This window comes from Leptospirales bacterium (genome assembly GCA_019694655.1).
Lineage (GTDB): Bacteria > Spirochaetota > Leptospiria > Leptospirales > Leptonemataceae > SSF53.
In genome coordinates, this window is the sequence record JAIBBN010000001.1 from 572,167 (window position 1) to 597,248 (window position 25,082).

At 60.9% G+C, this 25,082-nt stretch carries 29 protein-coding genes; 18 read left to right on the top strand and 11 right to left on the bottom strand.

The genetic code is table 11. The annotated features are described in order from the left end of the window. Nucleotides 1-11 precede the first annotated feature (11 nt). The 10 genes from K1X75_02715 to K1X75_02760 all read left to right on the top strand — a co-directional run bounded on the left by K1X75_02715 (nucleotide 12) and on the right by K1X75_02760 (nucleotide 9,033). Nucleotides 12-908, top strand: a complete 897-nt coding sequence (locus tag K1X75_02715; protein MBX7056950.1) for a segregation/condensation protein A — start codon at nucleotides 12-14, stop codon at nucleotides 906-908. Nucleotides 909-1,047: 139 nt separating this feature from the next. After that, nucleotides 1,048-1,773 (top strand): SMC-Scp complex subunit ScpB, encoded by a 726-nt coding sequence (gene scpB / locus K1X75_02720; GenBank protein MBX7056951.1) that lies wholly within the window; start codon nucleotides 1,048-1,050, stop codon nucleotides 1,771-1,773. Between the two features lie 4 nt (nucleotides 1,774-1,777). After that, nucleotides 1,778-2,893 carry a prephenate dehydratase gene (gene pheA / locus K1X75_02725; GenBank protein ID MBX7056952.1) on the top strand — a complete coding sequence of 372 codons (1,116 nt, stop codon included), beginning with the start codon at nucleotides 1,778-1,780 and terminating at the stop codon, nucleotides 2,891-2,893. A 6-nt stretch (nucleotides 2,894-2,899) separates the two neighbouring features. Further along, a complete protein-coding gene (locus tag K1X75_02730; protein ID MBX7056953.1) occupies nucleotides 2,900-3,817 on the top strand; it encodes a prephenate dehydrogenase/arogenate dehydrogenase family protein in 918 nt (305 codons plus the stop codon). Further along, the gene (gene cmk / locus K1X75_02735) at nucleotides 3,810-4,514 is read left to right on the top strand and encodes a (d)CMP kinase (protein MBX7056954.1); all 705 of its coding nucleotides are present in this window, start codon (nucleotides 3,810-3,812) and stop codon (nucleotides 4,512-4,514) included. The genes K1X75_02730 and cmk overlap by 8 nt, the downstream gene beginning before the upstream one ends. 92 nt (nucleotides 4,515-4,606) lie before the next feature. Continuing rightward, nucleotides 4,607-6,295, top strand: coding sequence for a 30S ribosomal protein S1 (locus K1X75_02740; protein MBX7056955.1), 1,689 nt, complete (start codon nucleotides 4,607-4,609; stop codon nucleotides 6,293-6,295). A gap of 29 nt (nucleotides 6,296-6,324) precedes the next feature. Next, nucleotides 6,325-7,083: a hypothetical protein gene (locus K1X75_02745; GenBank protein ID MBX7056956.1), complete on the top strand. Its 759-nt coding sequence runs from the start codon at nucleotides 6,325-6,327 to the stop codon at nucleotides 7,081-7,083. 35 nt (nucleotides 7,084-7,118) lie between these two features. Then, nucleotides 7,119-7,724 (top strand): ATP phosphoribosyltransferase, encoded by a 606-nt coding sequence (hisG, locus tag K1X75_02750; GenBank protein MBX7056957.1) that lies wholly within the window; start codon nucleotides 7,119-7,121, stop codon nucleotides 7,722-7,724. A gap of 72 nt (nucleotides 7,725-7,796) precedes the next feature. Then, a complete protein-coding gene (locus K1X75_02755; protein ID MBX7056958.1) occupies nucleotides 7,797-8,480 on the top strand; it encodes a hypothetical protein in 684 nt (227 codons plus the stop codon). Next, complete coding sequence (locus K1X75_02760) at nucleotides 8,452-9,033, top strand: M23 family metallopeptidase (GenBank protein ID MBX7056959.1); 582 nt, start codon at nucleotides 8,452-8,454, stop codon at nucleotides 9,031-9,033. Before K1X75_02755 ends, K1X75_02760 begins: the two co-directional genes overlap by 29 nt. 35 nt (nucleotides 9,034-9,068) lie before the next feature. On the opposite strand, the gene K1X75_02765 is transcribed toward K1X75_02760, so the two are convergent. From K1X75_02765 to K1X75_02780, 4 genes are read right to left on the bottom strand one after another with little or no spacing between them, the layout of a single operon-like run. After that, nucleotides 9,069-9,920: a DUF547 domain-containing protein gene (locus K1X75_02765; GenBank protein MBX7056960.1), complete on the bottom strand. Its 852-nt coding sequence runs from the start codon at nucleotides 9,918-9,920 to the stop codon at nucleotides 9,069-9,071. A 30-nt stretch (nucleotides 9,921-9,950) separates the two neighbouring features. Next, entirely contained in the window at nucleotides 9,951-10,802 is an 852-nt protein-coding gene (locus K1X75_02770) for a hypothetical protein (GenBank protein MBX7056961.1), read from the bottom strand. Beyond that, entirely contained in the window at nucleotides 10,781-11,161 is a 381-nt protein-coding gene (locus K1X75_02775) for a hypothetical protein (GenBank protein ID MBX7056962.1), read from the bottom strand. Before K1X75_02775 ends, K1X75_02770 begins: the two co-directional genes overlap by 22 nt. A gap of 5 nt (nucleotides 11,162-11,166) precedes the next feature. Next, entirely contained in the window at nucleotides 11,167-11,424 is a 258-nt protein-coding gene (locus K1X75_02780; protein ID MBX7056963.1) for a hypothetical protein, read from the bottom strand. 81 nt (nucleotides 11,425-11,505) lie between these two features. On the opposite strand from K1X75_02780, the gene trpS reads away from it, so the two are divergent. Continuing rightward, nucleotides 11,506-12,471 carry a tryptophan--tRNA ligase gene (gene trpS / locus K1X75_02785; GenBank protein MBX7056964.1) on the top strand — a complete coding sequence of 322 codons (966 nt, stop codon included), beginning with the start codon at nucleotides 11,506-11,508 and terminating at the stop codon, nucleotides 12,469-12,471. Nucleotides 12,472-12,575: 104 nt separating this feature from the next. Here the strand turns inward: trpS and K1X75_02790 are convergent, their stop codons facing one another. Further along, nucleotides 12,576-13,688 (bottom strand): FecR domain-containing protein, encoded by a 1,113-nt coding sequence (locus K1X75_02790; protein MBX7056965.1) that lies wholly within the window; start codon nucleotides 13,686-13,688, stop codon nucleotides 12,576-12,578. Nucleotides 13,689-13,892: 204 nt separating this feature from the next. Between K1X75_02790 and K1X75_02795 the strand changes: the two genes are divergently transcribed. The 3 genes from K1X75_02795 to K1X75_02805 are packed head-to-tail and all read left to right on the top strand — an operon-like array spanning nucleotide 13,893 to nucleotide 16,698. Further along, the gene (locus K1X75_02795; GenBank protein MBX7056966.1) at nucleotides 13,893-14,825 is read left to right on the top strand and encodes an ABC transporter ATP-binding protein; all 933 of its coding nucleotides are present in this window, start codon (nucleotides 13,893-13,895) and stop codon (nucleotides 14,823-14,825) included. Next, nucleotides 14,797-15,846, top strand: coding sequence for an ABC transporter permease (locus K1X75_02800; protein MBX7056967.1), 1,050 nt, complete (start codon nucleotides 14,797-14,799; stop codon nucleotides 15,844-15,846). Before K1X75_02795 ends, K1X75_02800 begins: the two co-directional genes overlap by 29 nt. A gap of 39 nt (nucleotides 15,847-15,885) precedes the next feature. Beyond that, on the top strand, nucleotides 15,886-16,698 hold the full coding sequence (locus K1X75_02805; GenBank protein ID MBX7056968.1) for a hypothetical protein: 813 nt from the start codon (nucleotides 15,886-15,888) through the stop codon (nucleotides 16,696-16,698). Between the two features lie 36 nt (nucleotides 16,699-16,734). On the opposite strand, the gene cysK is transcribed toward K1X75_02805, so the two are convergent. Both cysK and K1X75_02815 read right to left on the bottom strand, forming a co-directional pair. Beyond that, nucleotides 16,735-17,658: a cysteine synthase A gene (gene cysK / locus K1X75_02810; protein ID MBX7056969.1), complete on the bottom strand. Its 924-nt coding sequence runs from the start codon at nucleotides 17,656-17,658 to the stop codon at nucleotides 16,735-16,737. Between the two features lie 45 nt (nucleotides 17,659-17,703). Next, nucleotides 17,704-18,561 (bottom strand): serine O-acetyltransferase, encoded by an 858-nt coding sequence (locus K1X75_02815; GenBank protein ID MBX7056970.1) that lies wholly within the window; start codon nucleotides 18,559-18,561, stop codon nucleotides 17,704-17,706. Between the two features lie 59 nt (nucleotides 18,562-18,620). Between K1X75_02815 and K1X75_02820 the strand changes: the two genes are divergently transcribed. Genes K1X75_02820 through K1X75_02830 form a run of 3 tightly spaced genes read left to right on the top strand, consistent with a single transcriptional unit; the run spans nucleotide 18,621 to nucleotide 21,322 of the window. Beyond that, nucleotides 18,621-19,814: a sensor domain-containing diguanylate cyclase gene (locus K1X75_02820; GenBank protein ID MBX7056971.1), complete on the top strand. Its 1,194-nt coding sequence runs from the start codon at nucleotides 18,621-18,623 to the stop codon at nucleotides 19,812-19,814. A gap of 3 nt (nucleotides 19,815-19,817) precedes the next feature. Then, nucleotides 19,818-20,438 (top strand): DnaJ domain-containing protein, encoded by a 621-nt coding sequence (locus K1X75_02825; protein MBX7056972.1) that lies wholly within the window; start codon nucleotides 19,818-19,820, stop codon nucleotides 20,436-20,438. Next, nucleotides 20,435-21,322: a hypothetical protein gene (locus K1X75_02830; GenBank protein ID MBX7056973.1), complete on the top strand. Its 888-nt coding sequence runs from the start codon at nucleotides 20,435-20,437 to the stop codon at nucleotides 21,320-21,322. Before K1X75_02825 ends, K1X75_02830 begins: the two co-directional genes overlap by 4 nt. Nucleotides 21,323-21,358: 36 nt before the next feature. On the opposite strand, the gene K1X75_02835 is transcribed toward K1X75_02830, so the two are convergent. Beyond that, nucleotides 21,359-21,823, bottom strand: coding sequence for a hypothetical protein (locus K1X75_02835; protein ID MBX7056974.1), 465 nt, complete (start codon nucleotides 21,821-21,823; stop codon nucleotides 21,359-21,361). Between the two features lie 92 nt (nucleotides 21,824-21,915). Between K1X75_02835 and K1X75_02840 the strand changes: the two genes are divergently transcribed. Further along, the gene (locus tag K1X75_02840) at nucleotides 21,916-22,479 is read left to right on the top strand and encodes an isochorismatase family protein (protein ID MBX7056975.1); all 564 of its coding nucleotides are present in this window, start codon (nucleotides 21,916-21,918) and stop codon (nucleotides 22,477-22,479) included. Nucleotides 22,480-22,500: 21 nt separating this feature from the next. On the opposite strand, the gene K1X75_02845 is transcribed toward K1X75_02840, so the two are convergent. Genes K1X75_02845 through K1X75_02855 form a run of 3 tightly spaced genes read right to left on the bottom strand, consistent with a single transcriptional unit; the run spans nucleotide 22,501 to nucleotide 24,987 of the window. After that, nucleotides 22,501-22,959 (bottom strand): TfoX/Sxy family protein, encoded by a 459-nt coding sequence (locus K1X75_02845; protein ID MBX7056976.1) that lies wholly within the window; start codon nucleotides 22,957-22,959, stop codon nucleotides 22,501-22,503. Next, nucleotides 22,946-23,920, bottom strand: coding sequence for a DMT family transporter (locus K1X75_02850; GenBank protein ID MBX7056977.1), 975 nt, complete (start codon nucleotides 23,918-23,920; stop codon nucleotides 22,946-22,948). Before K1X75_02850 ends, K1X75_02845 begins: the two co-directional genes overlap by 14 nt. Next, nucleotides 23,917-24,987, bottom strand: a complete 1,071-nt coding sequence (locus K1X75_02855) for a polysaccharide deacetylase family protein (GenBank protein MBX7056978.1) — start codon at nucleotides 24,985-24,987, stop codon at nucleotides 23,917-23,919. Before K1X75_02855 ends, K1X75_02850 begins: the two co-directional genes overlap by 4 nt. Between the last annotated feature and the right edge of the window lie 95 nt (nucleotides 24,988-25,082).

Consider the following 25,082-nt stretch of genomic DNA (forward strand, 5'->3'; position numbering starts at 1 on the left):
GCAAGAGGCCCTTGTCTCCCGCTGATCCTACAGATTCCTCTGAAGAGCTTCCGGGCCCTGCCGCAGGGGCTGGCGCAAGCGACAGTGCTGCAACCGTTGCTGGCGAGCAGCAGTCGTCTGGCGAAGACGCCGAACGCATTCCTGAACCCCTCGATCAATTTCAGGTCAGCTGGACCGATCCAGAGGGCGAGCCGCATCACGGGCCGCTGTCCGTACTCTGGAAGTTGATCGAATCCTACCGGATTGATATCTTCGAGGTATCGTTACTGCGCATTAGCGAAGACTTTCTGGAATTCCTGAGCCGCGCCAGCGAGTTGCAGATCGAACTTGCTTCGTCCTTTGCGGTGATGGCCTCGCAACTGCTCTTCTACAAGAGCCGCGCCTTGCTCCCTGATCCTGGTTTTGAGGATGCAGAGGAAGAGCCGCGTCTGCCGCCAGAACTGGTGCAGCAATTGCTGGAGTACCGGCGCTTTCAGCTGGCGGCCGATCGCCTCCGCGAAATGGACAATCTGGCGGCGGGCATGCTGACGCGTCCGCCCTCGCCGGCAGCGACGGCCGCTGCGGAGGGCAACGAGTGGCTGGAGGTCAGTATCAATGACCTGATCCAGGCCTACTCCAATATGTTGCGACGGCTGCAGGAAGGGGCCGCCGAAGAACGGCGCTTTGAAATTCAACTGGAAGAGGTCTCCGTTGAAGATCGTATCGAAGCGCTGCGCGAACTGTTCAAGACGGCCCAGGAATTGAGTTTTGACGAGCTTTTCGAAAGCGTAGAACGCATGAATCGCGCTGAAATTATCGCCACTTTTCTGGCGCTTCTGGAACTGACGCGGATGCGCGAGATTGTCATCCGCCAGCGGGTGAACTTCGGCGAGATCCGTATTTTCAAGCGCAGCGCTCTGGTGCATTGAGCGGGGCTTGGGGTTGACATAATCCCCGCCGCCCGCGATTCCGGGCGCCAGCCTGAGCGCCAGGCCGGACGCCGCCGGTTCAATTCCAGCCGCTGTGCGCCCGTTAATAAGGCAGGAGGCGGTTGATCCGCCACAAACCATGGCTCGCGAACGCAAAAGACGAGATACCGTTGCAAAACCGGCCGACGAACCCGGATTTTCTTCCGATATCGGTGCAATTGAACCGGCGACGACGGCGCCTCTGTCGCCGCCGGAAGCTGGCGGGGCCACGCCGTTGGCTCAGGCCGCCGACGCTGCCTTGCCCGAGCATCGCGAATTGTCCAGGGAAGAGGAAGAGTTCTATCGCGGGCTGATCGAGGCCGCGCTCTTTCTGGCGCCGGAACCGCTTTCCATCAGCTCGCTGGCCAGACGCTGCAATCTGGATCGCGTCAACGCGCGCGTGCTGGCGGACAGCCTGGCCGACGACTACGCCGAGCGCGATGGCGGCGTGCAGCTGCGCGAAATAGCCGGCGGCTATCAGTTTGTGACCGCCGAACGCTACAGCGCCGCAATCAAAGAGGTCTTCAAAGAACAGAAACGCGAGACGCTGTCGCGATCGACCCTGGAAACGCTGGCAATCATCAGCTATCGGCAGCCGATTACATTGCCGGAGATCGAGGAGATCCGCGGAGTCAATAGCCGCGCCATGGTTGTTCAGTTGTTGCAGCGTAAGTTGATCAAGCCGCAGGGCTACCGTCCGGCGCCGGGCCGCCCCACGCTCTACGTAACCACGCGCCAGTTTCTTTCCCACTTTGCATTGAACTCGCTCGGCGATCTTCCCACGCTGGAAGACGTCAAGGAGCTGAAGTTCGACGATCTTGACTGACGCCATGCCCTCCGAAGACGAGGAATTGCGCCAGTGGCGAGAGGGAATCGACCACGCCGATCAGGAGATCATTCGCGCGATCATGCGACGCACCGACCTGGTGCGCAAGATTGGCGAGGTCAAGCGCCGCGTCGGCGCCGCTGTGTATCGGCCAGATCGTGAAAAGGAAGTCTACGATAACCTTCGACGGCTGGTGGAATCGGAGTTTGGCGCTGCGCCGCCGATGCCGCTGGCCATCCTGCGCCACATCTATCGCGAGATCATGTCCGGCAGTATTGCCGTGGAGGGCGGTCCGGTCGTTTCCTATCTGGGCCCGCCGGCCTCCTTTTCCCACGAAGCAACGCTCTTTCGTTTTGGCTCCGCCGTCCGCGCTCTGGCCGTAGATACTATCCCCGATGTCTTTCGTGCAGTGGAAGCGCTCAGCAGCGCCAACTTTGGCGTGGTTCCCGTGGACAATACAACAGAAGGCGCCGTTGGCGTGACGCTGGAGATGTTTCTGCGCAGCGAGCTGAAGGTTTACGCCGAACACTACATCCGCGTTACGTTGAATCTGTTGCATCACGAAGAGATGGATCTATCCGCGGTACGCCGCATCTATACGCTGCGCATTGCTCGTGAGCAATGCCGCGAGTGGCTGCAGCAGAATCTCAATCTTTCCCAGATCGAACTGGTCGAAACCTCAAGTACAGCGGCGGCGGCAAGGCTGGCGGCGGAACGCAAAGACGGCGCCGCCATCGCCTCGCAATTGGCGGCTGAGACCTACGGTCTCAAGGTCTTGCGCGCGGGTATACAGGAGAAATCCTACAATATTACGCGCTTCTTTGTGGTGGGTGCGGAGCAATGCCCGCCTACCGGCGATGACAAAACTTCGATGGTGTGCTCGGTGCGCGATAAGCCGGGGAGCCTCTATCGCATGCTGACCCCCTTCGAACGAAGCGGCATCAATCTGACGCGCATTGAATCTCGCGCCAGCCGCCGCGCCTTTGGCGATTACAATTTCTTTATCGACTTTGAAGGGCACCAGCAATCGGAAGCAGTGCGCGCTGTCCTGGCCGAGGTCGAGGAGCATACGTCTTTTTTGAAAATCCTTGGATCCTATCCGCGGATGGACCTGCCCTGAGGCGCAATGAAGCCGCAATCGATATTGATTCTTGGCATGGGCATGATGGGCGCATCGCTGGCGCTTGCCGCGCGCAAACGCTGGCCCACAGTGCGTCTTGATGGCGTGGTGCGCAGCGAGTCTTCGCGCCGCTGGATTGAAGATCAGCGGATGGCCGATCGCGCCATTGCCGCATCCGGCGTCGAAGCGCTTGGCGCTTTGCAACTGGATTCCTATGATCTGATAGTCCTGGCCTTGCCGCTGGGCGCCGTGCGCGCCCTGGCGCCGGTCTTTCCACAATGCAGCTCGTTGATCACCGACATGTCCTCTGCGCGCCGCGAAGTAGATCAGGCCTTTGCTTTGCGCAGCGATCTTCGTTTTGTTGGATCGCATCCGATGTGTGGATCTGAAAATCGCGGGCCCTCCGCCGCCAGTTCCGACCTGTATGTGGATCGCCTCTGTTTGATCAGCAAAGACAGCGGCGCCTATCCTGGCGGAGAGAGCGCTGCAGGAGCCGATCGCCAGCTCATTGCAGAATTCTGGCAGGAGCTGGGGATGCGCATCTGTCTTTTGCCGGCTGAGTTGCACGATCAGACTCTGGCTTATTTGAGTCATGCCCCGCATGTTCTTTCCGGCATTCTGGCGCGCTGGGCCCAGGCCGCGCCGTCCGTCGAACAGAGCCTGGCGCTGGCGCCCATGCCAATTACCGGCGGCGGCTTCAAGGGTATGGCGCGCATTGCCGGCTCCAATCCCGAAATGTGGCGCGACGTTCTGGTAGCTAACCGCCAGGCCGTGTTGCATTCGCTGCGGGATTTTCAGGATCAGCTTGGCGAGATCATTGTCCAGTTGCAGCGTTCGCCGCTCGATGAAGACTGGTGGATGCAATGGTTTGCTGCGGCGCGGCGCGATCGCAATCGCCTTTGTGGATTTCAGGAAGATGAGTAAGCGCGGCGCTGCAAAAACGGTGATTGCACTGGACGGTCCAGCGGGCAGCGGCAAGAGCACAGTTGCTTCCATGCTGGCGGAGCGCCTGGCCTACCTGCACGCCGACTCCGGCGCCATCTATCGCACGTTGACCCTCGCCTGGATGGAGCGTATGGGCGAGGGGCTATCGCCTGAGGACTTTGGCCGGCTGGCGACAGCCGATAAACTGCGGCCAGAAGAGCTGGGCGTCGAGGTGCGGCTGGTCGAAGGCCGCCAGAGCAACTGTCTGAATGGCGTTGATGTTGGCGCACGCATTCGCACGCCGCAGGTGACCGCTCGCATTCGCTACATTGCCGATATGCGCGCCTGTCGCGACGTGGTCAATGCGCAGCTGCGTTCCTTCGCGCGCGTCGCCGATCTGGTGGTCGATGGTCGCGATATTGGGTCGGTGGTGTTTCCAGAGACTCCGTACAAATTCTACCTGGACGCCAGCGTTCAGGTGCGGGCCGAGCGTCGTCAGGGAGAATTCCAGCGCGGCGGCGCCCAGGTCGGCATGGAGCAACTGGCGCGGGAAATCCATGAGCGTGATGAACAGGATCGCGCGCGGCCCTTTGGCGCCTTGCGACAGGCTGAAGACGCTATTCTTATTGACACATCGCTGCTTTCGCCCAACGATGTCGTCCACAGGCTCCTGAGCTATCTGCAGATTCAATTCTAGCAGGTCGTGTTTGCAGCGGCCTGCCAGGCCCCGCCGGGGGCGCAAACGATTCACTCCATCGCTTGAATGGCGACTACAACTACGGTTCCTCTATGACCTCTCGCAACCGCGCATCCACTCCGTTCGACCTCGATCGTGAGGAGCTGGAGTCCATGACGCAAGCCATGGAATCGATGGGCGCTCAGGATGATATTTCCGCCGGCGAAGTGATCGAAGCGCGCGTTATCGACGTCGATGACCGCGACGTCTTTCTGGACATTGGACAGAAGCAGGACGGCCGCTGTCCGCGATCCGAATTTGCGGAGACGCCTTCAGCAGGCGACGTAGTGCACGTCGTCGTCGTTTCGCGCGGCGACGATGGTCCGGTGCGCCTCTCGCGACTGGAGGCCGAACGGCGCATCGCCTGGCGCGATCTGGCCGAGGCGTCCCAGGCCGACGCCGCATTGACCGGCGTGGTAACGCAGAGTTTGAACCACGGCTATCTCGTCGATTTTGGCGGGCTGCAGCTGTTCATGCCCTTTTCGCACGGCGATTTGAAAACGCGAAAGAGCCGCCATGCAGTCGGCCACAAGCTGGATTTCAAAGTGCTGGAGCTGAAGGAGCGCCATCGCTCCGCGGTCGTCTCCCATCGACGCATCATCGAAGAGCGAAACGACGAGCTCTGGAACGCGTTGATAGAGAAATACAAGGAGGGCGACGAAGCGGATGGCGTCATCAGCAAGAAAGTCGCCTTCGGACTCTTCATTGATATCATGGGCGTAGAAGGCCTGCTGCATCAAAGCGACATCAGTTGGAAAAAATGGGCGCCCTTCAAGTCGCGCTTCAAGGTAAAAGAAGCGATTCACGTTAAGATTCTGTCCATGGATCGCGAGAACAATCGACTGTCGCTTGGACTGAAACAACTCAGCGAAGATCCCTGGGAATGGGCGGCCCGCGAGCTGAGCCCCGGCGTCGTTGTCAAAGGACGCGTCAGCTCGGTTACAGACTACGGCGCTTTTCTGGAATTGAAGGAAGGCCTGGAAGGCCTGGTGCACGTTTCCGAACTTACCTGGTCGCGTCGTCCTAGGCACCCGCGCAGCTATCTGGAACAGGACTCCGAAGTTGAGGCCGAGGTGCTGTCCGTCGATCTGGAACAGAAACGCATCTCGCTGGGCCGCAAGAAGATGCTGGCCGATCCCTGGCAGGCGCTTGGGTCGCAGTTGCGCGCCGGAGAGATCGGCGAGGGGCGGGTGGCCAGCATCACGCGTTTTGGCGCCTTTGTTGAAGTGGCCGAAGACATCGAAGGGCTCATTCACTTCAAAGACTACTCCTGGGATGAGCATCCCGATCGCAACATGCTGAAAAAAGGCGATCAGGTAAAGTTCAAGATCCTCGAAGTGAACAAGAAGGAGCGTCGCATCTCCTGTGGGATCAAGCAGCTGACGCCCAGTCCCTTCCAGCAGTTGATGGAGAAGTATCGCAAAGGCGATACGATCCAGGGGACCGTGGCGCGCATTGCGCCCTTTGGTCTTTTCGTAAGCATCGGCGATGGCTTTGAAGGGCTGGTGCACGTTTCCCGTTTGCCGCTGAAGCCCGATCAAAAAATGGAAGAAGTCTACAAGCCAGGACAGGAAGTGAACGCCATCCTGCTTGGCATTGATGCCGACAATCGTCGCATTTCGCTTTCGATCAAGGACTACGATGTGCGCCAGGAACGCGCATTGATTGAGCAGTATTTGAAAAAGGATGCAAGTCCCTCCACCTCCAGTCTGGGCGCCTTTCTGAAGAAGACCCAGGCCTGAAACTGAAGCCGCAGGAGCAGCGCTGAAATATGGCACGTCGACGTCGCACCCAGCAACACGCCGAAGAGATTCGCGCCAGTGCGGCCCTGGATCCCTTGCGCGATTTTCAGGGTAATGCGGCCGAGCGAATGGTCGCCCGCGTCGCGCTCTATCTTCGGCAGCATTTGCGCCAGACCCTGATCGGCGTCGGAATTGTGGCCGTTGCGCTGCTTTCGGCGATCGGCGTTCGCCTGTATCTGGATGCACAGGAGCAGAAGTCGCTGGCGGACTACGAAGCGCTGCTGGCAAATCCGCTGCTTGACCCGGACAATCAGGCCGGCGCGGCGGCCATCGCAAAAGTCGATGAGTATTTGCAGCAACATGATAGCGCCAGCTCCAGCAAGCGCGGCTTGTTGCTCAAATTTGGTCTCGAGCTGCGCGCCAAGAATTTTGGCAGTGCGGCGCAGGCGGCGATGGCCCTCGCCCGCCAAATAGAAACGCCGGAGCTGCGCGGCTATCTCTATCTTCAGGCCGGCGCCTGCTTCGAGGATGCCGAAAAGCTGAACGAGGCGCTCAACGCCTACAGCCTGGCCGTTGACGATTTGCGCGAGGACAATGTGCTGCGCGCTACCGCGCGCTTTGGCCAGTCGCGCGCCCTTTTTGCACTGGGACGTCGCGACGATGGGCGCAAGGCTCTCGAAGAACTGTTTGCAATGAATGCTGGCGCTACCATTGCCGGCGAATATGATGTTCGCGCCGCTGCCGTGGCATTCGCCCTGGCTAATGGCGCGGCCGCGTCGCAACCGTGAACCAGCCCTTTACACTTGCCTTGCCAGCCGGCCGAATGGCCGACGAAAGCATCGAGTTTTTCGAGCGCGCCGGATTTGCTCGTTTCAGCAAGCCGCGCCAGGATCGCTCGCTGGCCTTTCTGGATGACAGCGGAAAAATTCGTGCCGTGCTGGTGCGCAGCCAGGATGTGCCCACCTATGTTCTGCAGGGCGGGGCGCACGCCGGCATAACCGGTCGCGATGTACTGGAAGAAGGCGCCTATGACCTGACTGCCCCGCTGGAGCTGGGCTTCGGTCAATGTCGACTGGCGCTGGCCGCGCCTGCCGAACGCGCTGCAGAGCTGTTGCAGAGTTCGCATCTGCGCGTGGCCACCAAGTATCCGCGCCTGGCGATGGATTACTTTTTCAAACGCGGCGTCAGCTGCGAGGTCATAAAATTACATGGTTCCATCGAGCTGGCGCCAACGCTCGGTCTTTCTGATTGCATTGTCGACCTGGTAAGTACGGGCGCCACGTTGAAGGCCAACGGTCTGCGCGAGATTGAAACGATACTCCAATCGCAGGCTACGTTAACCATACGCCGCGCCGCCTACGCGCTGGATGCCGCCTTTATTCAGGATCTGCTCTCCAGCTTTCGCAGCGCGCTGGCTGCGACGCAATAAGCCCGGGATTTCGCTTGCCGGACGCCAGCAGGGCGACAGTAGCTGGCCCAACTACTGAATTTGAGGACTGGCATGATGAAGCAATGGCATAAGACCACGCTGGCGATTGTTGCCGCGGCGCTGCTTGGCGCTCTGGGCAGCGCCTGCAAAAAAGACAACATGCGCGTGGCGCGCTGGGCGCTGGCGGCAAGCAGCGATGCAGCCGGTCAAACGCGCAGCGGTTATCTGAGCAAGGGCGAGCGCGTGGAATTCCTGCGCGTCGAGGGCGATCGCAGCCTGGTGCGCCTTGCCGATGGAAAGGAAGTCTTTGTGGAAAGTAAGAATCTGTTCATTGACGCCGGCGTTATTCAAAGCAGCGGTCTGCAGATCTATCAACGCCCCAGCGCTACCTCCGGCGCCCAGAGCAGTTCCCGAAATATCAAGCCCGGAGTTGTATTCTTTGTTAAGTCGCGGGAGAAGAACGCAGAGGGCGAGTGGCTGCAGGTAGAAGGCGGCGCCAGCGGAACCTATTTTGCGGGCTGGCTTTTGAACAAAGAGGGGCAGGGCCTGGATTTTGATGTGGCTGTCGTTTCCATGGGTCTGCGCCTGGAGACGGCATTGCAGAAAAAGGATCGCGGCGAGCTGGAGTCTCTGGCCGGCGAGCGCGGCGGCATTGGCGAGGCGGCGGCGGCGGCATTGGCCGAAATGGCGCCGGCGGAAGAAGCCCAGGATGCGGATGGCGCTGTCGATGGATCGAAGCCGGAAGGGCAGCCCTAAGCGTATCCGCATCATTTTGCTGGCGGCGGCAGCCGCGCTTTGTATGCGCGTCTACGTCTGGCCGGGGCCGATGGATATACCGGTGCTGGGCGCTCGACCGAGGCATTGGACGGCTCAGAATTGGTGGGATCGTTGTCCGTGGTGCAGCGGAGAACGCCTGCACTACGGACTCGATATCATTCGACCTGCTGGCGCGAGGATCGTTTCTGCGACGCACGGCATCGTGCTCTACACGGGCCCGGATCCGATTACAGGCCGCGGCGGCCAGGTCGTCATGGTTCTTGGCGCCGATCTCCTCTTGCATTACTACGCACATCTCTCAAAATTCCAGACAGGCTCAGGCGCTCTGGTAAAGCGGGGCGAGGAGCTGGGGCTGGTTGGCAACACGGGCGCATCGGACCTGCCGCATCTGCACTATTCCATCTTCAGTATTTTTCCACATCTGGAGCGCCTTGATTTGAGCCGCCGGCGCGGCTGGCTATTGATCTTCTTTCTGGATCCAAATCGAGAGCTAATGCGACGCGTAGATCCCGAAGCGCTGTCCGCTCCTTGAAGTGCTTTTGGCGGTCAGGGTCTGCAGGCCGGGTGCTATGGCTGCCGCCAGCTGCCGTTCAACTGCCAGTCGTACGGTAAATAGGCGAGGCGCACAGAGTCGATGTTGGCCTGCGCCTCGCTGGCAATGGCCGGCGGCGCATAGCCAAGCACAAAGCGCAGTTCGGCGCCAGGTCCGCCGCCACCGCGGAAGTCGTCGCGAAACCAATCGATCAATTCGGAAACGGAAAGCGTCTGGCGTTCCGCATTCCAGCGCAGGTTGCTCTCTCTGGCAAAAAAGCGCCGCGCCTGATCCTGCAGCTGGGCGCGCAGAGCGCGAGCGCGGTAGGGTTCGCGGCGCAATGGCGGACAACCGCGCGAGGCGCAGACCAGGCCAAAGTGAATCAAGGGCTGTCGGTGCTGGGCGCGAATCCACTGGTGCTCGATGGCATCGAGACTCCAGCGGCGACCGGCCAGCTGCCAGCGCTGATCTTTCCAGCGTCGGGCGGCGGGTATGTCCTGGATGGAGCGCACTTGAGGATAGCCAAGCATCAACTTTAAGGTGAAGGCATTGTAGGCATTGATCAACAAAGCCAGTTCGGCCTCGCTGGAAAGCGCGGACACTTCTACAGCAGCGTAACTGGCAAGCACACGGTCGAGCTGCGCCTCATCTGCTTTCAAGGCGGCATAGTTTACCGCGCCGTCCTCGGCTACGTGACGCAGCAGCAGCGCGCCGTAAGCGTTGTCATCGACGCTGTCCAGGCCCTCGCGCTGTACGCCTGGAGCGTTGCTTTCGACTACTTCGGGATAAAAAGCCGAACGAATCAGCCAGCTGTCGCGAAAGCTACAGGCCGACGCAATGACGGCGCACAGAAGGACGGCCAGCTTCGCCGCTGCACTCAGATTCATGCTTGCCTCCCGGCGCAAAGCCAGGCGCCTTCAGGGAGCGGCGCCCGGCAATTGTAGATCTCCGCTGCGCACGCGCTCCAGAATCTGCTGCCGCGTAGCGCGGTCCAGATTGCGGAAGTAGGGCGATTCCAGCAGCTGCTCTTCCAGCGTGGCCTCATAGGGCGCGTCATCATCCATCGGGTCGAAATTGAGAAAACCAAGCAGCAAATCAAGAAGCTCGCCCGGATTGAAGCCGATGCGCAGTCCAAAATAGACGCCCAGCGAAAGATCAAGCTGTGTAAAATAAGAACCTGGCGCAAAGACCTCGCCCTCCTGCTTCAAAAGCGAGCGTCGCAGGTGCGCCGGCATTTGCGTACCAAGCGGAGCGCGCGCGCGGTATTCTTTATGACGCAAACTCAGCAGCGGCGTCACATCGCCGGCTTCATTTTCGTCAGCTATCGCAGGCCCGCCTGTGTCCTCGCTGGCAGCAGCGTCCTGCGTCGAAGGCGGCGCCGCCTCAGCTGTGTCCGACGATTCCTCGGCGCTGTCCGATGCCTCCTCTGCTTCAGCCTCGCCTGGCGGACTGAAACGAATTGGCGCCGAGCTCAGATAGTCGGCGCCAAAAAAAAGCGCCGTAAAGCCGGCGGTGAACTTCTGACCCCAGCTTCCGCCGCGCAGACCGCCGCTGTAGCCAGCCGCGTCTTTGTAGGCGGCGCCAAGCTGTAGCGGCCCGGCGCGCACGCTGAGTCCATAGCTCTGTGTGCTGAACTCCAGCGTGAAAACGTCCGCTGCATCACGGCCGCGATTGCTCCAGTACAGACTGCTGCAGGCGACGCTGCTGGCGCTCCCGGCCGCCAGAAGCAGCAGCAGAGCGGCGCGCTTCAAAAACCCTGCGGAAAACATTGGCGACATCCCTTGATGGAGAGCTTCAGCCGATCGACGCGCGGATCGGCCAGCGCCAGGATGACCTCATCCTGCGCTACCGGACGCTGGCAGACCGGGCAGCTGCGCTTGCGTCGATTGGATGGACCCATGCAAAACGGGCAACCCTTGATCCGCGTCTGCACCTCGATATTGCCGATCTCCGTCTGATCGGAGCGCACGCGCTCGCCCTTCATCAAGGGGTGCTTGCACAGCGGACAGAAACCGCGCGGCTTTTCCTCCGGCGCCTGACGACGACTGCGCAGCGGCAAGAGCATCCAGATCAAGAGGATGGCCAGGCCAAGCGTCAGTCCGATCAATATGAGATAGCCGTCTTCCATAGCATTCAGGGCAGGCGGCGCTGGCCCGGGCTTTCGCTCGCGGAGGCAGCGATCCATTTACGCAAATCGCCGCCGGCCTTGCTCAGCGACGCCAGGGCAATCAGTCCGGCGATGACTGCCACCCACAACAATGGACGCTGCGCTCGCCGCTGCGGGCGAGGCGTCCGGCGGTGGCGCAATAGAATCATCAGGCTCCAGCCGGCGGCCAGCGCGCCAAACACAAGGCCAATGATGATAACGCTCAGCTCGCGAAAATGTTCCATGTGCCTCGTCGATCGATCGAGCTCTGCGGCTGCGCGCCGGAAAGTACTGGCGAGCATGCAGGGCAAGGGCTCCCTGGCGCTATGCGCATTCTGTCCGGCATACAGCCCAGCGGACGGCCTCACCTGGGAAACTACTTTTCCATGATGCGCCGAATGGTAGATTACCAGCAGCATCACGAACTGTTCTGTTTTATTGCCAGCTACCATTCACTGACCTCTGTCGGCGAGGGTCAGACGCTGGCGCAGAATATCCTGGAAACCGCCGCCGATTTTCTGGCCCTCGGCCTGGACCCGGCGCGCTGCGTTTTCTGGGTGCAGAGCGACGCGCCCGAGGTGCAGGAACTGGCCTGGATTCTTTCCATGCATATCACTGCGCCGCAGCTGGAACTGGCGCATTCCTACAAGGACAAAGTTGCCCAGGGCATTACGCCCAGCGGCGGTCTGTTTTTCTACCCGGTGCTGATGGCGGCCGATATCTTACTCTTTCAAAGCGACCGTGTTCCGGTGGGCAAAGATCAAAAGCAACATCTGGAGTTTGCGCGCGACATTGCGCGGCGCTTCAATCTGCAATACGGCGATCTACTGAAGATCCCGGAACCAGACATCCTGGAAGATGTAGCGGTGGTGCCCGGCGTCGATGGACGCAAGATGAGCAAGAGCTACAACAATGCCATCTATCCTTTTGCGCCGGAGAAAGAGCTGCGCAAGGCGATTATGGGCATTGTGACTGATTCCACGCCTGTCGATGCGCCCAAACCAGCCGAGGGGACGCCGCTTTTTGAAATCTATTCGCTATTCCTGGACGAGCGCGGTCGCCAGGATCTGGCGCGACGTTTTGCCGAGCCGGGCAAGGGCTACGGCCATTTCAAGCAGGAGCTATTCGAAATTGTGCTGCAGCACTTTCAGCAGCAGCGGCAGCGGCGCGAGGAGATCATGCGCGATCCGCAGGCGTTGCGCGAATTGCTGCATGCTGGCGCCGCAAAAGCGCGTCGTAGCGCCGCCGCTACGCTGCACAGCGTTCGTCGCGCCATCGGTCTGGATTACTGAAGCCAGTCTTGCGATCGTTTGCATTGCCTGCAATTGGTGCAAAAAAAAGGCGACCGTCATGACGGTCGCCTCTTCGTCGAAGCATCGATGACAGGGATCGCCGACTAGCGTGCGTCCTGGTAGTCGATGTAGCTGATGTCGTTGACTTTGACGCGATCCACGCCGGCCGCGCTGTGCACCACGATCACATCGCCAATCTGAGTCATCACTGCGCCGGTGATCTTGCGGCCATCCTTCAGCGAAACCACTTCTACCAGGCGATAGAGACGACGGATTTCAGCATCGCTGTTGGCCTGCGTATTGCGCGCTTCGGATTCGATGCGCTGCAGCGCTCCCTCGCGTTCGCGATTGTAGTCGTTTTGCAGCGCCTCGGTAGCTTGCGGGCTGCCGGCGTTTTCCAGGGCCTGCTGGAAGGCGTCGTTGCTGACTGCCACCAGGCTTTCCTGTTCGGCGCGGTCGCGTATGGTAATATCAGCCTGGGCTACCTGCACCGGTTGCTCCGGCGCGTTCAGCTGTTGCATAACCTGGGCCGGGAGGGCCTGGTTGTTGCTCGCTGATTCGGCAACGGCCTCATTGGCCTGCTGCAATGCCTGCACCGTTTGCGGACTGAGCGAACCGGACTGGCCGCCCTCAATTACCGTTTCTTGCGCCTGCAGCTGTTCTTGCGCCTGCGCTACGGACTGCTGGCTGGCGCCGCTGAGGTTGGCATCATCCGCTGCAGCAATGCGCGGGGCCAGCGCTACCTGTCCTTCCAGCACGGTCACCTGGGCGCCGTGTTCGGCATCCTCTTCCACGGTGAAGGTGGTGCCGCGCACGCCGGCGATGGCCGTAGGCGTCCGCACCGTAAAATCCTCGCCAGCGCCTGCGCGGCGAACGCGGGCAGCCAGCGAGCCATTCTTCAGATCGAGGGAAACGCCCTGCTGCGGCATCAGGCTGCGCACCTGGATTTCAGTGAAGGGGCGCACGCGCACGGTGGCGCCGCCGGAGCTCTGCAGATCAACCTGGCCTTGCGTTGTGCGAATACGATCGCTTTCTTCCACAGCCATGCCGATTCTGGCCGGACTTTCCTTTCCGTTCTGGACTACCACGGCGCCCTCGCCGGCAAAGATCACCAGTAGATGGGCGCGAGTTCCCGCCGTTTCCTTCTTGCAGGCGATGCCAGACACTCCGGCCACGAGTGCGCCCAATAGGAGCGCGCTTAGAATTCGATTGCGCATGATTTCCTCCGCAGACCGCCAGCGACGACTGCTATATTATACAACAGACGAAGCAACGGGCGCTTGCAAGCAAGTCACAATCCAGAGCTGTCAAAATTACGCAAAATCGCTTGCCCGGACCTCTGCCGCTACAATTGCTTTGCCGATGCCGGAACACTGCCCGGATCTCCTGGAACTTATCCTGGTCCGCCTGGGCCTTGTGCCATGACCAAACTGGCGCTCAGCGCTCGCAGCGTGGTCAAGCAGTTCGGCAAGCTGCGCGCCGTAGACCGCTTCGATCTGGAAATCGAGGGCGGCCAATTTGTAGCGCTGCTTGGACCCAACGGCGCGGGCAAGACCACCTTCGTCGAGATGCTGGAAGGCTTGCAGAGCCCGGACCAGGGTAAAATCGAAATCTTCGGGCTCGACTGGCGCCGCAGCGCGGCCAGAATTCGGCGGCGCATTGGCGTCGCCCTTCAAGAAACGCGATTTCAGGATCGACTGACCGTCGCCGAGATCCTGAACCTCTTTGCCAGCTTCTACGGCCTTGGCCGCAGCCGTGTGGATCAGCTTTTGGAGCAGGTGCAGCTGAGCGAGAAGCGTGCGGCGCGCGTGGCGCACCTTTCGGGGGGACAGCGCCAGCGCCTGGCCCTGGCCACAGCATTGATCAATGAACCGGAATGCTTGCTGCTGGATGAGCCCACCACCGGGCTCGATCCCAATGCCCGTCGCGACGTCTGGGGCATCCTCGAGGGCCTCAAGGCCCGCGGCATCACTCTGATTCTAACCACACACTACATGGAGGAGGCGGAGCGGCTTTGCGATCGAATCGTAATCATGGATCGCGGACGCAAGCTGGCCGATGGCGAACGCGAAAGCCTGCTGCGTTCGTTGGGCGGCGAGGTGATCGAGTTCAACAGCACGCTCCGTCCGCAGCGCTTTCAGCAAACTCCCGGTCTGACTCGCGCCGAAGCCTTGAATGGCAGACGCATCCGCTTGACCGTACGCTCCGCCCACAAGGCGCTGCCGGCCATCCTGCGGCTGCTGCCGCCCGCTCGACAGAGCGATCTGGTATGTCGTCGCATGCACCTCGACGATCTCTTTACGGCAATGACCGGACGGTCCCTCGATGATACGACAAACACTGCTGCTGACTGAAGCCGCCATTAAGGAGTTCTTCCGCGAGCCGGGCACGATCTTCTGGGCCCTGCTCTTTCCCATTTTGATGGCCGGCGCTCTTGGCCTCGCCTTTTCCAAAGGCGAAGTTGAACAAGTGCGCATCGCTGTAGCGCTCCCTTCTGATAGCCCGCGCTTTCGCCAGTTGCAGCAGGCGATTGCCGGCCCTGGATCGGAAAAGTTGAATATTGAATTGATTGCGGCGGCGGATGAGGATGCCGCGCTGCGCTCTGTTCGTCATGGCGAGGCCGCATTGTATGTGACCCTTGACGCCGATGGCTGGCGCGCACATCTCGATCCCTCGGCGACGACGGCGCGTACGGCCTGGCTGGCGGCAGAAAGGCGATTGCAGCTGGCGCGCGGCGTGCGACCGGCGGTAAATGAACGTCTGCTTTCCAACCTGGGCGATCGCTACATCGATTTTCTGGCCCCTGGCATGGTCGCCATGGGCGTGATGAACTCTTGCTTGTGGGGCGTCGGCTTCGGTTTGATTGATCTGAGGACTCGCAAGCTGCTGCGACGGATGGCGGCCAGTCCGATGAGTCGCGCCGCATTCCTGCTGGCTCAGCTGATTGCGCGCTTGCTCTTTATCAGTATCGAAACCGGCGCGCTGCTGCTCTTTACCTGGCTCTTTTTCGGGCAGCAGAATCAGGGCGCGTGGGGCAGCGTTGCGCTCTTGCTGCTGGCCGGCATCGCCGCGTTTGGCGGCATTGCCATCTTTGCTGCCAGTCGCGCCGAAAGCCTGCGCGCCGCAAACGGCATCGTCAATGCCTTGACCCTGCCAATGATGGTCCTATCCGGGATATTCTTCAGCTATCGCAACTTTCCAGATTGGCTGGTCCCAATTCTCTCGCGGCTGCCGCTTTCGATTCTGGCCGACGCCCTGCGCGCGGTTTTCAATGAAGGGGCGGGTCTGACTGAGATCGCGCTTCCGACGGCGTGGTTGGGCGCGATCGGGCTCTGCTTTTTCACGCTTGGAATGCGCATGTTTCGCTGGCGTTGAAGCGATTGACAACTCAGTCGACATTCGCCAGAAGCGCGTATGCAAGACAGCGTGTATCATCCCTCAGAGCAAAGCTTGCAGGGTTCGCAGGGCAGCCCTGCAAATGGCAGCACGGGCTATGGCAAGCTGGATCTGGCGCGCTGTTTTGAGGTCGGCTTCAAGGCCGCCTGGGAGCAAATCGGCCAATCCTTTGCCATCGGTTTTCTTCATCTGCTGCTGACCTATGTGATCCTTGCGCTCAGCGTTTTGCTGGTGGGAATCTTCCTGATTCCGATTGTGATCAGCGGCTACGCCCTTGCCGGAATTGGATTGGTCCGTCGTCGCGATCCTGTCGGCGGGCTCTTTGCCCCTTTTCGCAACTATGGGCGTCAGCTGGGCGCGTCGCTGCTGTTTGTGGCGCCATTTCTGGCTGCCTTCTTGCCGCTTATTGTTTTTGGTTTTGGTCTGGGCGCTCTGGGCGGCGCCAGCGGCGAATCCGCCGGCTCCGGCGCACTCAAGGCCGCGCTGTTGGTTGGCTACCTTGGCAGCTTTGGTTTGTTTTTCGTCGTTTCGGTCTTCATGTACTTTCTCTGGGGCCGCTGGGTGCTGGTCTTTCCGCTGATCCAGGAGCGCAACTTTGGAGTGATTGACGCCTATCGCGAGTCGTGGCGCGTTACGGCGCCTTACAAATGGTACCTGATGCTCTTGGTCTTTGCCATGACGCAAGTCAGCAATCTGGGCATCCTGCTTTGCTTTGTGGGCATCTTCCCGACCATGGCCGCGAGTATGGCTATGTACGGCGCCGCCGCCACGCAATTGCTTGGAGAGGATCAAGCGACGGGAAGCGCGCCCGCGCTCAGCGCCGGCAGCTGATTGTTTTGCTGCGCGGCGCCGGGCTACGTGCGCTGCTCAGCTCTTCAATTCAAAGAGGCCTTCCACAGAGAGGTAACGCTCTCCGGTATCGTAGCAGAAGGTCAGGATCTTCGAGCCGGCGCTCATCTCCGGCAGCTTCTTGTGCACCGCAGCCAGCGAGGCGCCGGAACTCACGCCGATGAAAAGTCCTTCTTCGCGCGCGGCGCGCTGCGCAAAATCGAAGGCTTCCTCTTTGCTGACCTGGATAACTCCGTCGAGCAATTTCACGTCCATGATGCCAGGTACGAAACCGGCGCCAATGCCCTGGATTGGATGCGGGCCTGGCTGTCCGCCGCTGAGTACTGGCGATGCCGCCGGTTCCACAGCAAAAACCTTCAGCTTTGGAAACTTTTCCTTTAGTATGCGTGCACAGCCGGTGATGTGTCCGCCGGTGCCTACGCCGGTGATCAGGCAGTCGAGGCCCTCGGGAAAGTCTTTCAAGATCTCCTGCGCCGTAGTGCGCATGTGTACTTCCGTATTTGCCTCGTTGTCGAATTGCATCGGCATCCAGGCATTGTCCATGCCTTCGGTCAATTCGCGGGCCTTTTCGATGGCGCCCTTCATGCCGCGCTCTCGCGGCGTAAGTTCAAAGCTGGCGCCATAGGCGGCCATCAATCGACGCCGCTCGACGGACATGGACTCCGGCATGACCAGGATCAGTTTGTAGCCTTTCACCGCCGCCACCATCGCCAATCCAATGCCAGTGTTGCCCGAGGTCGGCTCGATGATTACCGATCCTTTCTTCAGCTGTCCGCGCTTCTCGGCATCCTCGATCATGGCCAGAGCAATGCGATCCTTGATTGATCCGCCGGGGTTGGCTCGTTCCAGCTTGATCCATACCTCTTGAGCGGAGGGGTAGAGGCGGTTGATCCGCAAGTGAGGCGTGGCGCCAATCGTATCCAGAATGCTGTTTGCTTTCATGCTTTTCCCTATCGGTCTGTGGCGCGCGGCACGGGGCGCGACGCCTCAGATCACAAAGTCGATTTCGAAGTCTTTGCGCAGTCGGCGGTCGCGCACGCGGTCGCCGCTACGGTGCGTCACGAGGGAATGAGCGGGCACGCTGCTCGTCAACCATACGTTGCCGCCAATGACGCTGTCGTGGCCGATGGTCGTGTCCCCGCCAAGGATCGTGGCCCCGGCATAGATCACAACGCGGTCCTCGATGGTCGGATGTCGCTTTTGCCGGGCCAGATCCTTGTCCACGCTGAGCGCGCCCAGGGTGACGCCCTGGTAGAGTTTGACGTTATCGCCGATGATAGTGGTCTCGCCGATCACCACGCCGGTGCCATGATCAATGCAGAAAGCCGCCCCGATGCGTGCGCCGGGATGGATATCAATGCCGGTCAAACGGTGGGCGCACTCCGTCATCAGGCGCGGCGCAACCGGAATCTCCATCAGGTGCAGCTCATGGGCAATGCGGAACATGGCAATTGCCAGAAAGCCAGGATAGGCCAGGATGACTTCGTCCACGCTTTCTGCCGCCGGGTCGCCTTGATAGAGCGATTCGGCGTCGGCCAGCAGCCGGGCGTACAGCTGCGGCAGACGCTCAAAAAAATCTTCTGGTTTTGCCTCCACACTGAGTCCCAGCTGCTCGCGCAGCATGCGCAGGACAGTGACCAGTTCCTCTTCGATCCCGGCCAGGGCCGCAGCCATGTCGGACTCGCTGGCAATGGGACGATTGGCGTGGTGCGGGAAAAAAGCGCCCAGCAGATCGTTGATAAATGCTTCGCTGGCCCGTTTCAGGGGATGCAGGTCGCGCAATTCCCGGCGCCGTTCAAATATGGCGCGCGCTGCGGACAGGGAGGCTGGTAGTACTCCGCTCATCAGGCCTTCCTTTTTCAGACGCCGGATCGACTCGGCCGTTTCGGCGGAATTGCTGCGATGTGTCCTCTGCGGCAGGAGTCAAGGAGAAGCCTGCGGAGTGCAGTGCGGGGCCCGGGCCGCTTCTGGTATTTTTTGGCGCCTGGCGAGTCGACCTTGCCGTTTGCGGCTATTCGCGGCCGGCCCACTGGAAAAAATGTCCGGGGATCAACGGGGGACAGGCCATTTTGCGCAAGCGGCTGGCCCCCACAGCGTTATCAGTACTGGCCATGACCGAATCCAGCTCCAGCTGCCATTGTGCCGAGTCGGCTGATCTTGTGCGCTATTTGCTGGAAAATTCCCACGACCCCTTTGTGGCCCTGGACGCCGGCGGTCGGATTCGCCAGGCAAATCAGGTCTTTGCCCGAATTTGCGGTCTGGCCCGGGAGAAGCTGAGCGGGCTTTCCTTCTACTCTCTGATCCACCTGGAGGATCGTGAGGCTGGAATGGAGCGTCTGGCCCGCCCCGGTGCAGAGCAGCTGGAAACGTCGCTGGAACATCGCGTGGCCGGTCTCAGCGAACTTGAAATCTGGATCAGCTGGCGCTTTATTCGACGGCCAGATAGCGGCCTTTGGTACGGAGTGGGCCGGGAGATCAGCGAGCGCTGGCGCGAGCTGGCTGATTTCGCTCGCTTTGAAGCCTCCCGCCAGGACCTGGCGCGGGCCCATCTGGAAAAGACACGACTGCTCAAGAAAATGGAGCAACAGGCGGCGCTGCTGGAGTTGCAGAGCCGCACCGATGACCTGACCGGCGTCTACAATCGCCGCTACCTGAATCACCGTATGCGCGACGAAATCGACCGCGCCCATCGCTACCGCCGTCCGCTGGCGCTGGCCATGTGCGATGTGGATCATTTCAAGCAAATCAATGACTCCTTCTCGCACAGCGTTGGCGACCGCAGTCTGGCGCGCATTGCGCGTATTCTTTCCGATTGTGTTCGCTCCGTGGATTGTGTGGCCCGCTATGGCGGCGAGGAATTTGCCATGCTCTTTCCCGAAACCGACGGCCGCGGCGCAGAGCGCATCGCCGAGAAGGTGCGCGCCGGCGTTCAGTCATTTGACTGGTCGCAGATATCCCCCGAATTGAAAATCACTGTAAGCATAGGCGTTGCCGAACTGGGCGAGCGGCGCAACGCCGATGAACTGTTGATTGCCGCCGATCGCAATCTGTACTCGGCTAAGGATGCCGGACGCAATTGCGTCATGCTGGTCCAGTAAAGCTTGCGTCCGGTTGAACTCTACGCCGCCCTGCTTGGCATCTCTGCCGCCGTTGACGAGATCGAACTGCGCAAAGCGTACCGTCGACTGGCGCGCGAAAATCATCCCGATCGCTTCGAGCCCCGGTTGCGCGAGGAGCAGTCGCGCCGCATGGCCGAAATCAATGAGGCCTACCGCGCCTGGCTGCGCTTGCTGCGCGGCGGCGGATCTGTGCTGCCGCCGGCCGGCAGCGCCGCCCGTCCAGCGCCTGCCGCTCGCGGCGCTACCGCGCCCACGGCGCCGGCGGCGGAAACGCGAGCACTGGCTGAGCTGCGCGATCCCGCTTACGCCTACTACAAGCAGGGTTTTGTGCACTTCAGTCGTGGCGCCGGCGGCATGATGTTTCGCGGTCGCTCACGGCGCATTCTACCAGACGAAAATGGATTGCGCCGCGTTCTGGATTCGCTTGCAGCTTTTGTCCAGGCGCAGGGATATTTTCGAAGATTGATCGAGGAATTTCCGGATAGCATCTGGACGGCGGACGCCGAATGGAAGCTGGTGCGTATTCGCGGATTCTTGCGCGTTTACGAAAGCATCCGCGGCAACCTCGAGCGCCGTCTGCGCGAAAACCAGGAGCAGCAATGATACAGTGGAAGTTCTGGCGGCCGCGCGATTTTGATCCGGGGGAAGCCCTGGAGCTCTTGCGGCTGGTAGGGCGCGCCTACGTGCAATATTTTGAAGAACGCTACGGCGCCAGTCCCGAGGACTGGCGGCCGCGCAGCATGCGCTCGCGGTATGAGCGCTATCGACCGGGACATCTGCCCGCCGAATACCAGTTGCTGGAAGTCATCCGCTGGCGACAGACGCGCCGCGACGCCTGGCCCATTGGCTTTCTGGCGGCGCGCGGCAAGCAGCGCTTGCTCATTTTTCGCGGAACAATTCACGACAGCGAATGGCTGCGCGATTTGCAGCTGGCGCAGGTCCCCTGTCCCTTTATGCCCAGACCCGGATTGAGCGGCGGCTCTGTGCATCGCGGATTTGCCCGCATCTATTCGTCGCTTCGTCCAGCGCCTGCCGAGTTGCGAGCGTTGATTGGCGGCGGACCGCTGACTGTTGCCGGCCACAGTCTGGGCGGCGCCCTGGCGACGCTGGCGGCCCTCGAATTACACGCCATCCGTCCGCGCGTCTATGTCGTCGGATCGCCGCGCGTTGGCGATGGACGCTTTGCCGGTCTTTTTGATCGACTGGTCCCCCAGAGCTGGCGTATCGAGAATGTCTGGGATCCAATCGTCGATACGCCAGTCGAGGACGTACGCATTTTGCGCGCCCACTTTCCCTATCGCCACGCCGGTCGGGTGCGGCCTATTTTCTCGCTGTCCAAGATCGATGGCGAGCGTCTGGCCCATGCCATCGCCCGCGGCCGAGCCTTATCGGCGCTTGCTTCGGACGGCGATCTGGATATCCTGTTTACCCATCAGTTGCGAACTTACGAGCATGGACTGACAAAAATGGTCCATGGATCGATCTGACCGAGGCGGAATTGCAGGAGTGTGCCGCGCCATAACTCAGGGCGATCCATCCCGCTGCAGCTCACGAAAGCCTTCGGCGCTGCAGTCGTCGCGCGCCGCCGCCGCGCCGATTTCAGCGCCGTCGTACCATACCAGCCAGAGGTCGGGCGGTTCGCTCTTCTCTGGCAGCGCATCGCGGGCATGAATCTGGCAGCGCGCCACCGCCTGCGATGGGTCGCAGCGCTCGACATCCGCTTCTTGATCCGGTCCGGCGAAGCCGCGTAGATTGAGGCGCGCTCTTTCGATTTGCTTCTGCTCCTCGGCGCTGAGTTCCAGGCGGCTGTAGATTTCCAGGCAGCGGCAGGGCCGGCTGCAGGAGTAGCCGCGCGGGATAAATTCCATTGCGGAATAGAGGCGATAACCCTCCGGTCCGGAAGTTGCCGGCTGCGACCTGCTGCAAAAGGATAGAAGCACGGCGCCAGGCAGCGCCAGCAGCAGCGCGGAATAAAGCGATCGAGGCATGGCACAGCGCGCAAGCACGCCGCGTTGGCGGCAAGCGAAAGCGCGCCGCAGGAACTGCTTGCCGGGTTACAGCCGCGAAGCGCCACTGTTGCGTGCGCGTCTTGCTATCAGAAAGTTGCGGTCTCTTGATCGATGTTCAGGAACGCCTCCTGCCAGCGATCCACAATTCGCCGGCCCTGCTGGATTCCATCGGGCTGCTGTTGCGCGGTCTCTCGCTGCTGGGCGCTCCGCTGCTGGTCAGCGAGCAGTACCGCAAGGGCCTGGGCCCCACCGTGACGACGCTTCAGGACTGCCTGCAGCAGAACGGCTATGGCGAATCCTTGCAGGCGGCAATTGACAAGACCAGCTTCAGCTGTTGCGGCCACAGCGGATTTGTCCAGAAGCTGGAAGGACTGCAACGTCGGTCGGTAATCTTGATGGGCATTGAAAGTCATGTATGCGTCCAGCAAACAGCCATCGATCTATTGACTGCCGGCTATACAGTCGTAGTCGTCGCCGACTGCGTCGCTTCGCGCCGCCCGGAACACAAAGACCTGGCTTTGCATCGTCTGCGTCACGAGGGCGCCATCGTTACCTCTGCTGAATCCTTGCTCTTTGAGCTTTGCCGTGAGGCTGGCACGGAGCGTTTCAAGGCCATCTCGGCTCTGGTCCGTTAAGCGTGCGCTGCAAGCCGCAAATCAGGAGGGATTTCGACGAGGCTTGCGGGCGGTTGTTTTCGCCTTCTTCTTCCGCTGGTTGAGGCCGCGGGCCGCCGACTTCTTTGCGCCGCGGTCGGAGACCGCTTTCTTTTTCTGCCGCGGACTGGCCGCCGTCGCGCGCCGCGCCGCAGCCAGCGCGCTTTGCGCCCAGCGCAACAGTTGTTCGGAATCCTCAATCGATTCTTCTGGCGCCGTAAAGTAACTCATCGCCGTTCTGCGACCGGCTTTGGTTTCGTAGACAAAGGGCCGTTGATCGGCGGCCTCGAATTCGGCGCGATTGCCTTCATCCGTTTTCAGATAGAGCACGCCATCGGCGACCAGAGCGAACATCTGCGCGCCGCGATAAACGCCATAGCCGCCAAACATGCGTCGCGCGCGGACCGCACCCAGCGGGCGCAACTGCTCCAGCAGGAAGGCGACAAATTCAGCCTCGGCCATGATCTTTGCCTCCAGCGGCGGCGGACTCTGCCCGGCGCGCGGTTGCGACTCGCGAGGGCGCGCTGGTCAGATAGACTCCGCTGAGAATGGCCGCGCCGCCTGCGATTTGCGCCAATCCCGGTTGAACGCCGCTGGCCAGAGAGATCAAGAAGGAAAAAAGCGGCACCAGGTTGATGAAGATGGCGGAGCGCGGCGCGCCCAGGCGGGCTACGCCGCGATTCCAGAGCGTAAATGCTAAGGCCGAAGCCAGCGCCGCCATGTAAAGGATTGAAAGCGTCGCTGCCGGACGGCCCAGCCACTGCAGGCCGCGGCTTTCCAGCATCGCCAGCGGGATCAACAGCAGTGCGCCAGCGCTGGTGGACCACGCGGCAAGTTCCAGCGCGCCGCGCTGGCGCATCAGACGCTGGCTGAAAAGCGAGTAGATTGCCCAGCAAAAGGAACTGCCCACGATCATCAGGTCGCCAGGTCCAAAGTGCAGCTGCAGCAGTTGCTTGAGCGAGGCGTTGCTGGCAACGATGGCAACGCCGCTGAAGGATAGTGCGATGCCGGCGGCGGCGCGCGCCGAAGGACGTTCGCCGCGAAAGAACCAGGCCAGCAGCGCCGTCATCGATGGGTTGCTGGCCACAATCAGCGATGCGTTCAGCGGCGCGGTCTGCGCCAGACCGTGAAAGAAAAATACGTTGTACAAAGTAATTCCGATCAAACCGAGCATCACCGCCTGAACCAGAAAGGCGCGATCGAGGACGCTGTGCAGGCCGCTGCGCCAGCGCAACACGGCCAGAAGAATTGCGCCGGCTGTTAGAAAACGCGCCGCGGCCGTTTCCATGGGCGTGGCCCAGACCAGCGCCAGCTTGCCTGCAAAGAAGGCCCCTGACCAGAATAGCGCCGTCAGCGTCAGCTGAAAATAGATCGAAGCATTGGAATCGCTCTTTGCAGCGATGGACTCCGGCGCTTCGCTCACAGCGCGGCTGGCCGCTCGTCGGGCGGCGCGGCCGGCGGCGTCGAAGGCTGCAAAGCGGCTGGACGTAGCGCGGGCGTTGCGGCCGGCGCGGGCCGTCGACCGGATTCTTCGCCAGCCGGACGCGACGGGCGCACCTCTCTGCTCAGTCGACGACGGCGTTCCTGGCTGCGCTGAGAACGCTGCGCTGGATGTGACTGGCGCAACGGACTCCGCGGTTGCCGCACTTCCGCCGCGGTTTGCCTCGGATTTGGGCGGCGTTGCACAGCCCGATCCGCGGCGCTGCGATCGGCATGCGAGGGATCATTCTGGCGCGCATTGCGGCGCAGGATTCCAGAAATCAGTCGCCAGCTCTCTTTGGTCACCATGTACCGCGGCAGACGCAGCGGATCGCTATTTTGATCCAGCGGCACGCGCACCTGTCCGTGAAAGATTGTAAAGGCATAGCGATAACCGGCGCGTCGCAGCTCAGCTCGGGCCAGATCGCTGGTAACGCCAAAGGGGAAGGCAAAGACGTCGACGTTGGCGATGCCCAGACGTTCCTGCAAGATGCGTTTGGAACGGTGAAATTCGTCGTGGAAGGCGGTGGGGCTGCGATCGTGTGTTTTCTGATTCAAGAACAGATGAAAATAGCCATGCGATCCAAAGCTGGCGCCCTGGCTTTGAATGTTTTTCAGTTCCGGAAAGGTCAATGCGTAGTCCGCTTTGTCGATGATCCCCGGATAAATGAACAACAGCGGTTTGATCGAATGCCGGCGCAGTACATTCTGGTAAACGCTGAGCAGTGAACGATTTCCGTCATCGATACTGATCAGAACATTGCGGCTGCCGCTTACCTGGCCGGCCAGCATCTCGGGGTAGCTGACAAAGCGATAGCCCAGCGTCGCCAGCTCATCCATCTGTCGGCCGAATTCCTGGGGAGAGGTATCGTACTCGCCGCTGCGTCCGAGGAAGGTGTGATAGCAAAGCACATAGACGCGTGCGCCCTCCTGGCTGGAGGCGGGCGGATTGGCGGCGACCGGCGCTGCCAGCAACAGGACCGCAAGAGCAGTCTTCGAAAGGGCTTTCATTTGCTACATCCATCGCCCATTCGGGCGAGTTCTTGACCAGGTTTTTCGGCCCCAGGCGGCGGACAATCGCAAAGATGGCGCCTTGCTGCCGGCGC

Coding starts and splice junctions, on each gene's coding strand:
- K1X75_02770 (MBX7056961.1), bottom strand. CDS start 10,802: ATGTTTTCCGCAGGGTTTTTGAAGCGCGCCGCTCTGCTGCTGCTTCTG.
- pheA (MBX7056952.1), top strand. CDS start 1,778: ATGCCCTCCGAAGACGAGGAATTGCGCCAGTGGCGAGAGGGAATCGAC.
- cysK (MBX7056969.1), bottom strand. CDS start 17,658: ATGAAAGCAAACAGCATTCTGGATACGATTGGCGCCACGCCTCACTTG.
- K1X75_02755 (MBX7056958.1), top strand. CDS start 7,797: ATGATGAAGCAATGGCATAAGACCACGCTGGCGATTGTTGCCGCGGCG.
- K1X75_02815 (MBX7056970.1), bottom strand. CDS start 18,561: ATGAGCGGAGTACTACCAGCCTCCCTGTCCGCAGCGCGCGCCATATTT.
- K1X75_02745 (MBX7056956.1), top strand. CDS start 6,325: ATGGCACGTCGACGTCGCACCCAGCAACACGCCGAAGAGATTCGCGCC.
- K1X75_02775 (MBX7056962.1), bottom strand. CDS start 11,161: ATGGAAGACGGCTATCTCATATTGATCGGACTGACGCTTGGCCTGGCC.
- K1X75_02830 (MBX7056973.1), top strand. CDS start 20,435: ATGATACAGTGGAAGTTCTGGCGGCCGCGCGATTTTGATCCGGGGGAA.
- scpB (MBX7056951.1), top strand. CDS start 1,048: ATGGCTCGCGAACGCAAAAGACGAGATACCGTTGCAAAACCGGCCGAC.
- K1X75_02845 (MBX7056976.1), bottom strand. CDS start 22,959: ATGGCCGAGGCTGAATTTGTCGCCTTCCTGCTGGAGCAGTTGCGCCCG.
- K1X75_02765 (MBX7056960.1), bottom strand. CDS start 9,920: ATGAATCTGAGTGCAGCGGCGAAGCTGGCCGTCCTTCTGTGCGCCGTC.
- K1X75_02835 (MBX7056974.1), bottom strand. CDS start 21,823: ATGCCTCGATCGCTTTATTCCGCGCTGCTGCTGGCGCTGCCTGGCGCC.
- K1X75_02805 (MBX7056968.1), top strand. CDS start 15,886: ATGCAAGACAGCGTGTATCATCCCTCAGAGCAAAGCTTGCAGGGTTCG.
- K1X75_02800 (MBX7056967.1), top strand. CDS start 14,797: ATGATACGACAAACACTGCTGCTGACTGAAGCCGCCATTAAGGAGTTC.
- trpS (MBX7056964.1), top strand. CDS start 11,506: ATGCGCATTCTGTCCGGCATACAGCCCAGCGGACGGCCTCACCTGGGA.
- K1X75_02740 (MBX7056955.1), top strand. CDS start 4,607: ATGACCTCTCGCAACCGCGCATCCACTCCGTTCGACCTCGATCGTGAG.
- K1X75_02795 (MBX7056966.1), top strand. CDS start 13,893: ATGACCAAACTGGCGCTCAGCGCTCGCAGCGTGGTCAAGCAGTTCGGC.
- K1X75_02790 (MBX7056965.1), bottom strand. CDS start 13,688: ATGCGCAATCGAATTCTAAGCGCGCTCCTATTGGGCGCACTCGTGGCC.
- K1X75_02855 (MBX7056978.1), bottom strand. CDS start 24,987: ATGAAAGCCCTTTCGAAGACTGCTCTTGCGGTCCTGTTGCTGGCAGCG.
- hisG (MBX7056957.1), top strand. CDS start 7,119: ATGGCCGACGAAAGCATCGAGTTTTTCGAGCGCGCCGGATTTGCTCGT.
- K1X75_02730 (MBX7056953.1), top strand. CDS start 2,900: ATGAAGCCGCAATCGATATTGATTCTTGGCATGGGCATGATGGGCGCA.
- cmk (MBX7056954.1), top strand. CDS start 3,810: ATGAGTAAGCGCGGCGCTGCAAAAACGGTGATTGCACTGGACGGTCCA.
- K1X75_02780 (MBX7056963.1), bottom strand. CDS start 11,424: ATGGAACATTTTCGCGAGCTGAGCGTTATCATCATTGGCCTTGTGTTT.
- K1X75_02760 (MBX7056959.1), top strand. CDS start 8,452: ATGGATCGAAGCCGGAAGGGCAGCCCTAAGCGTATCCGCATCATTTTG.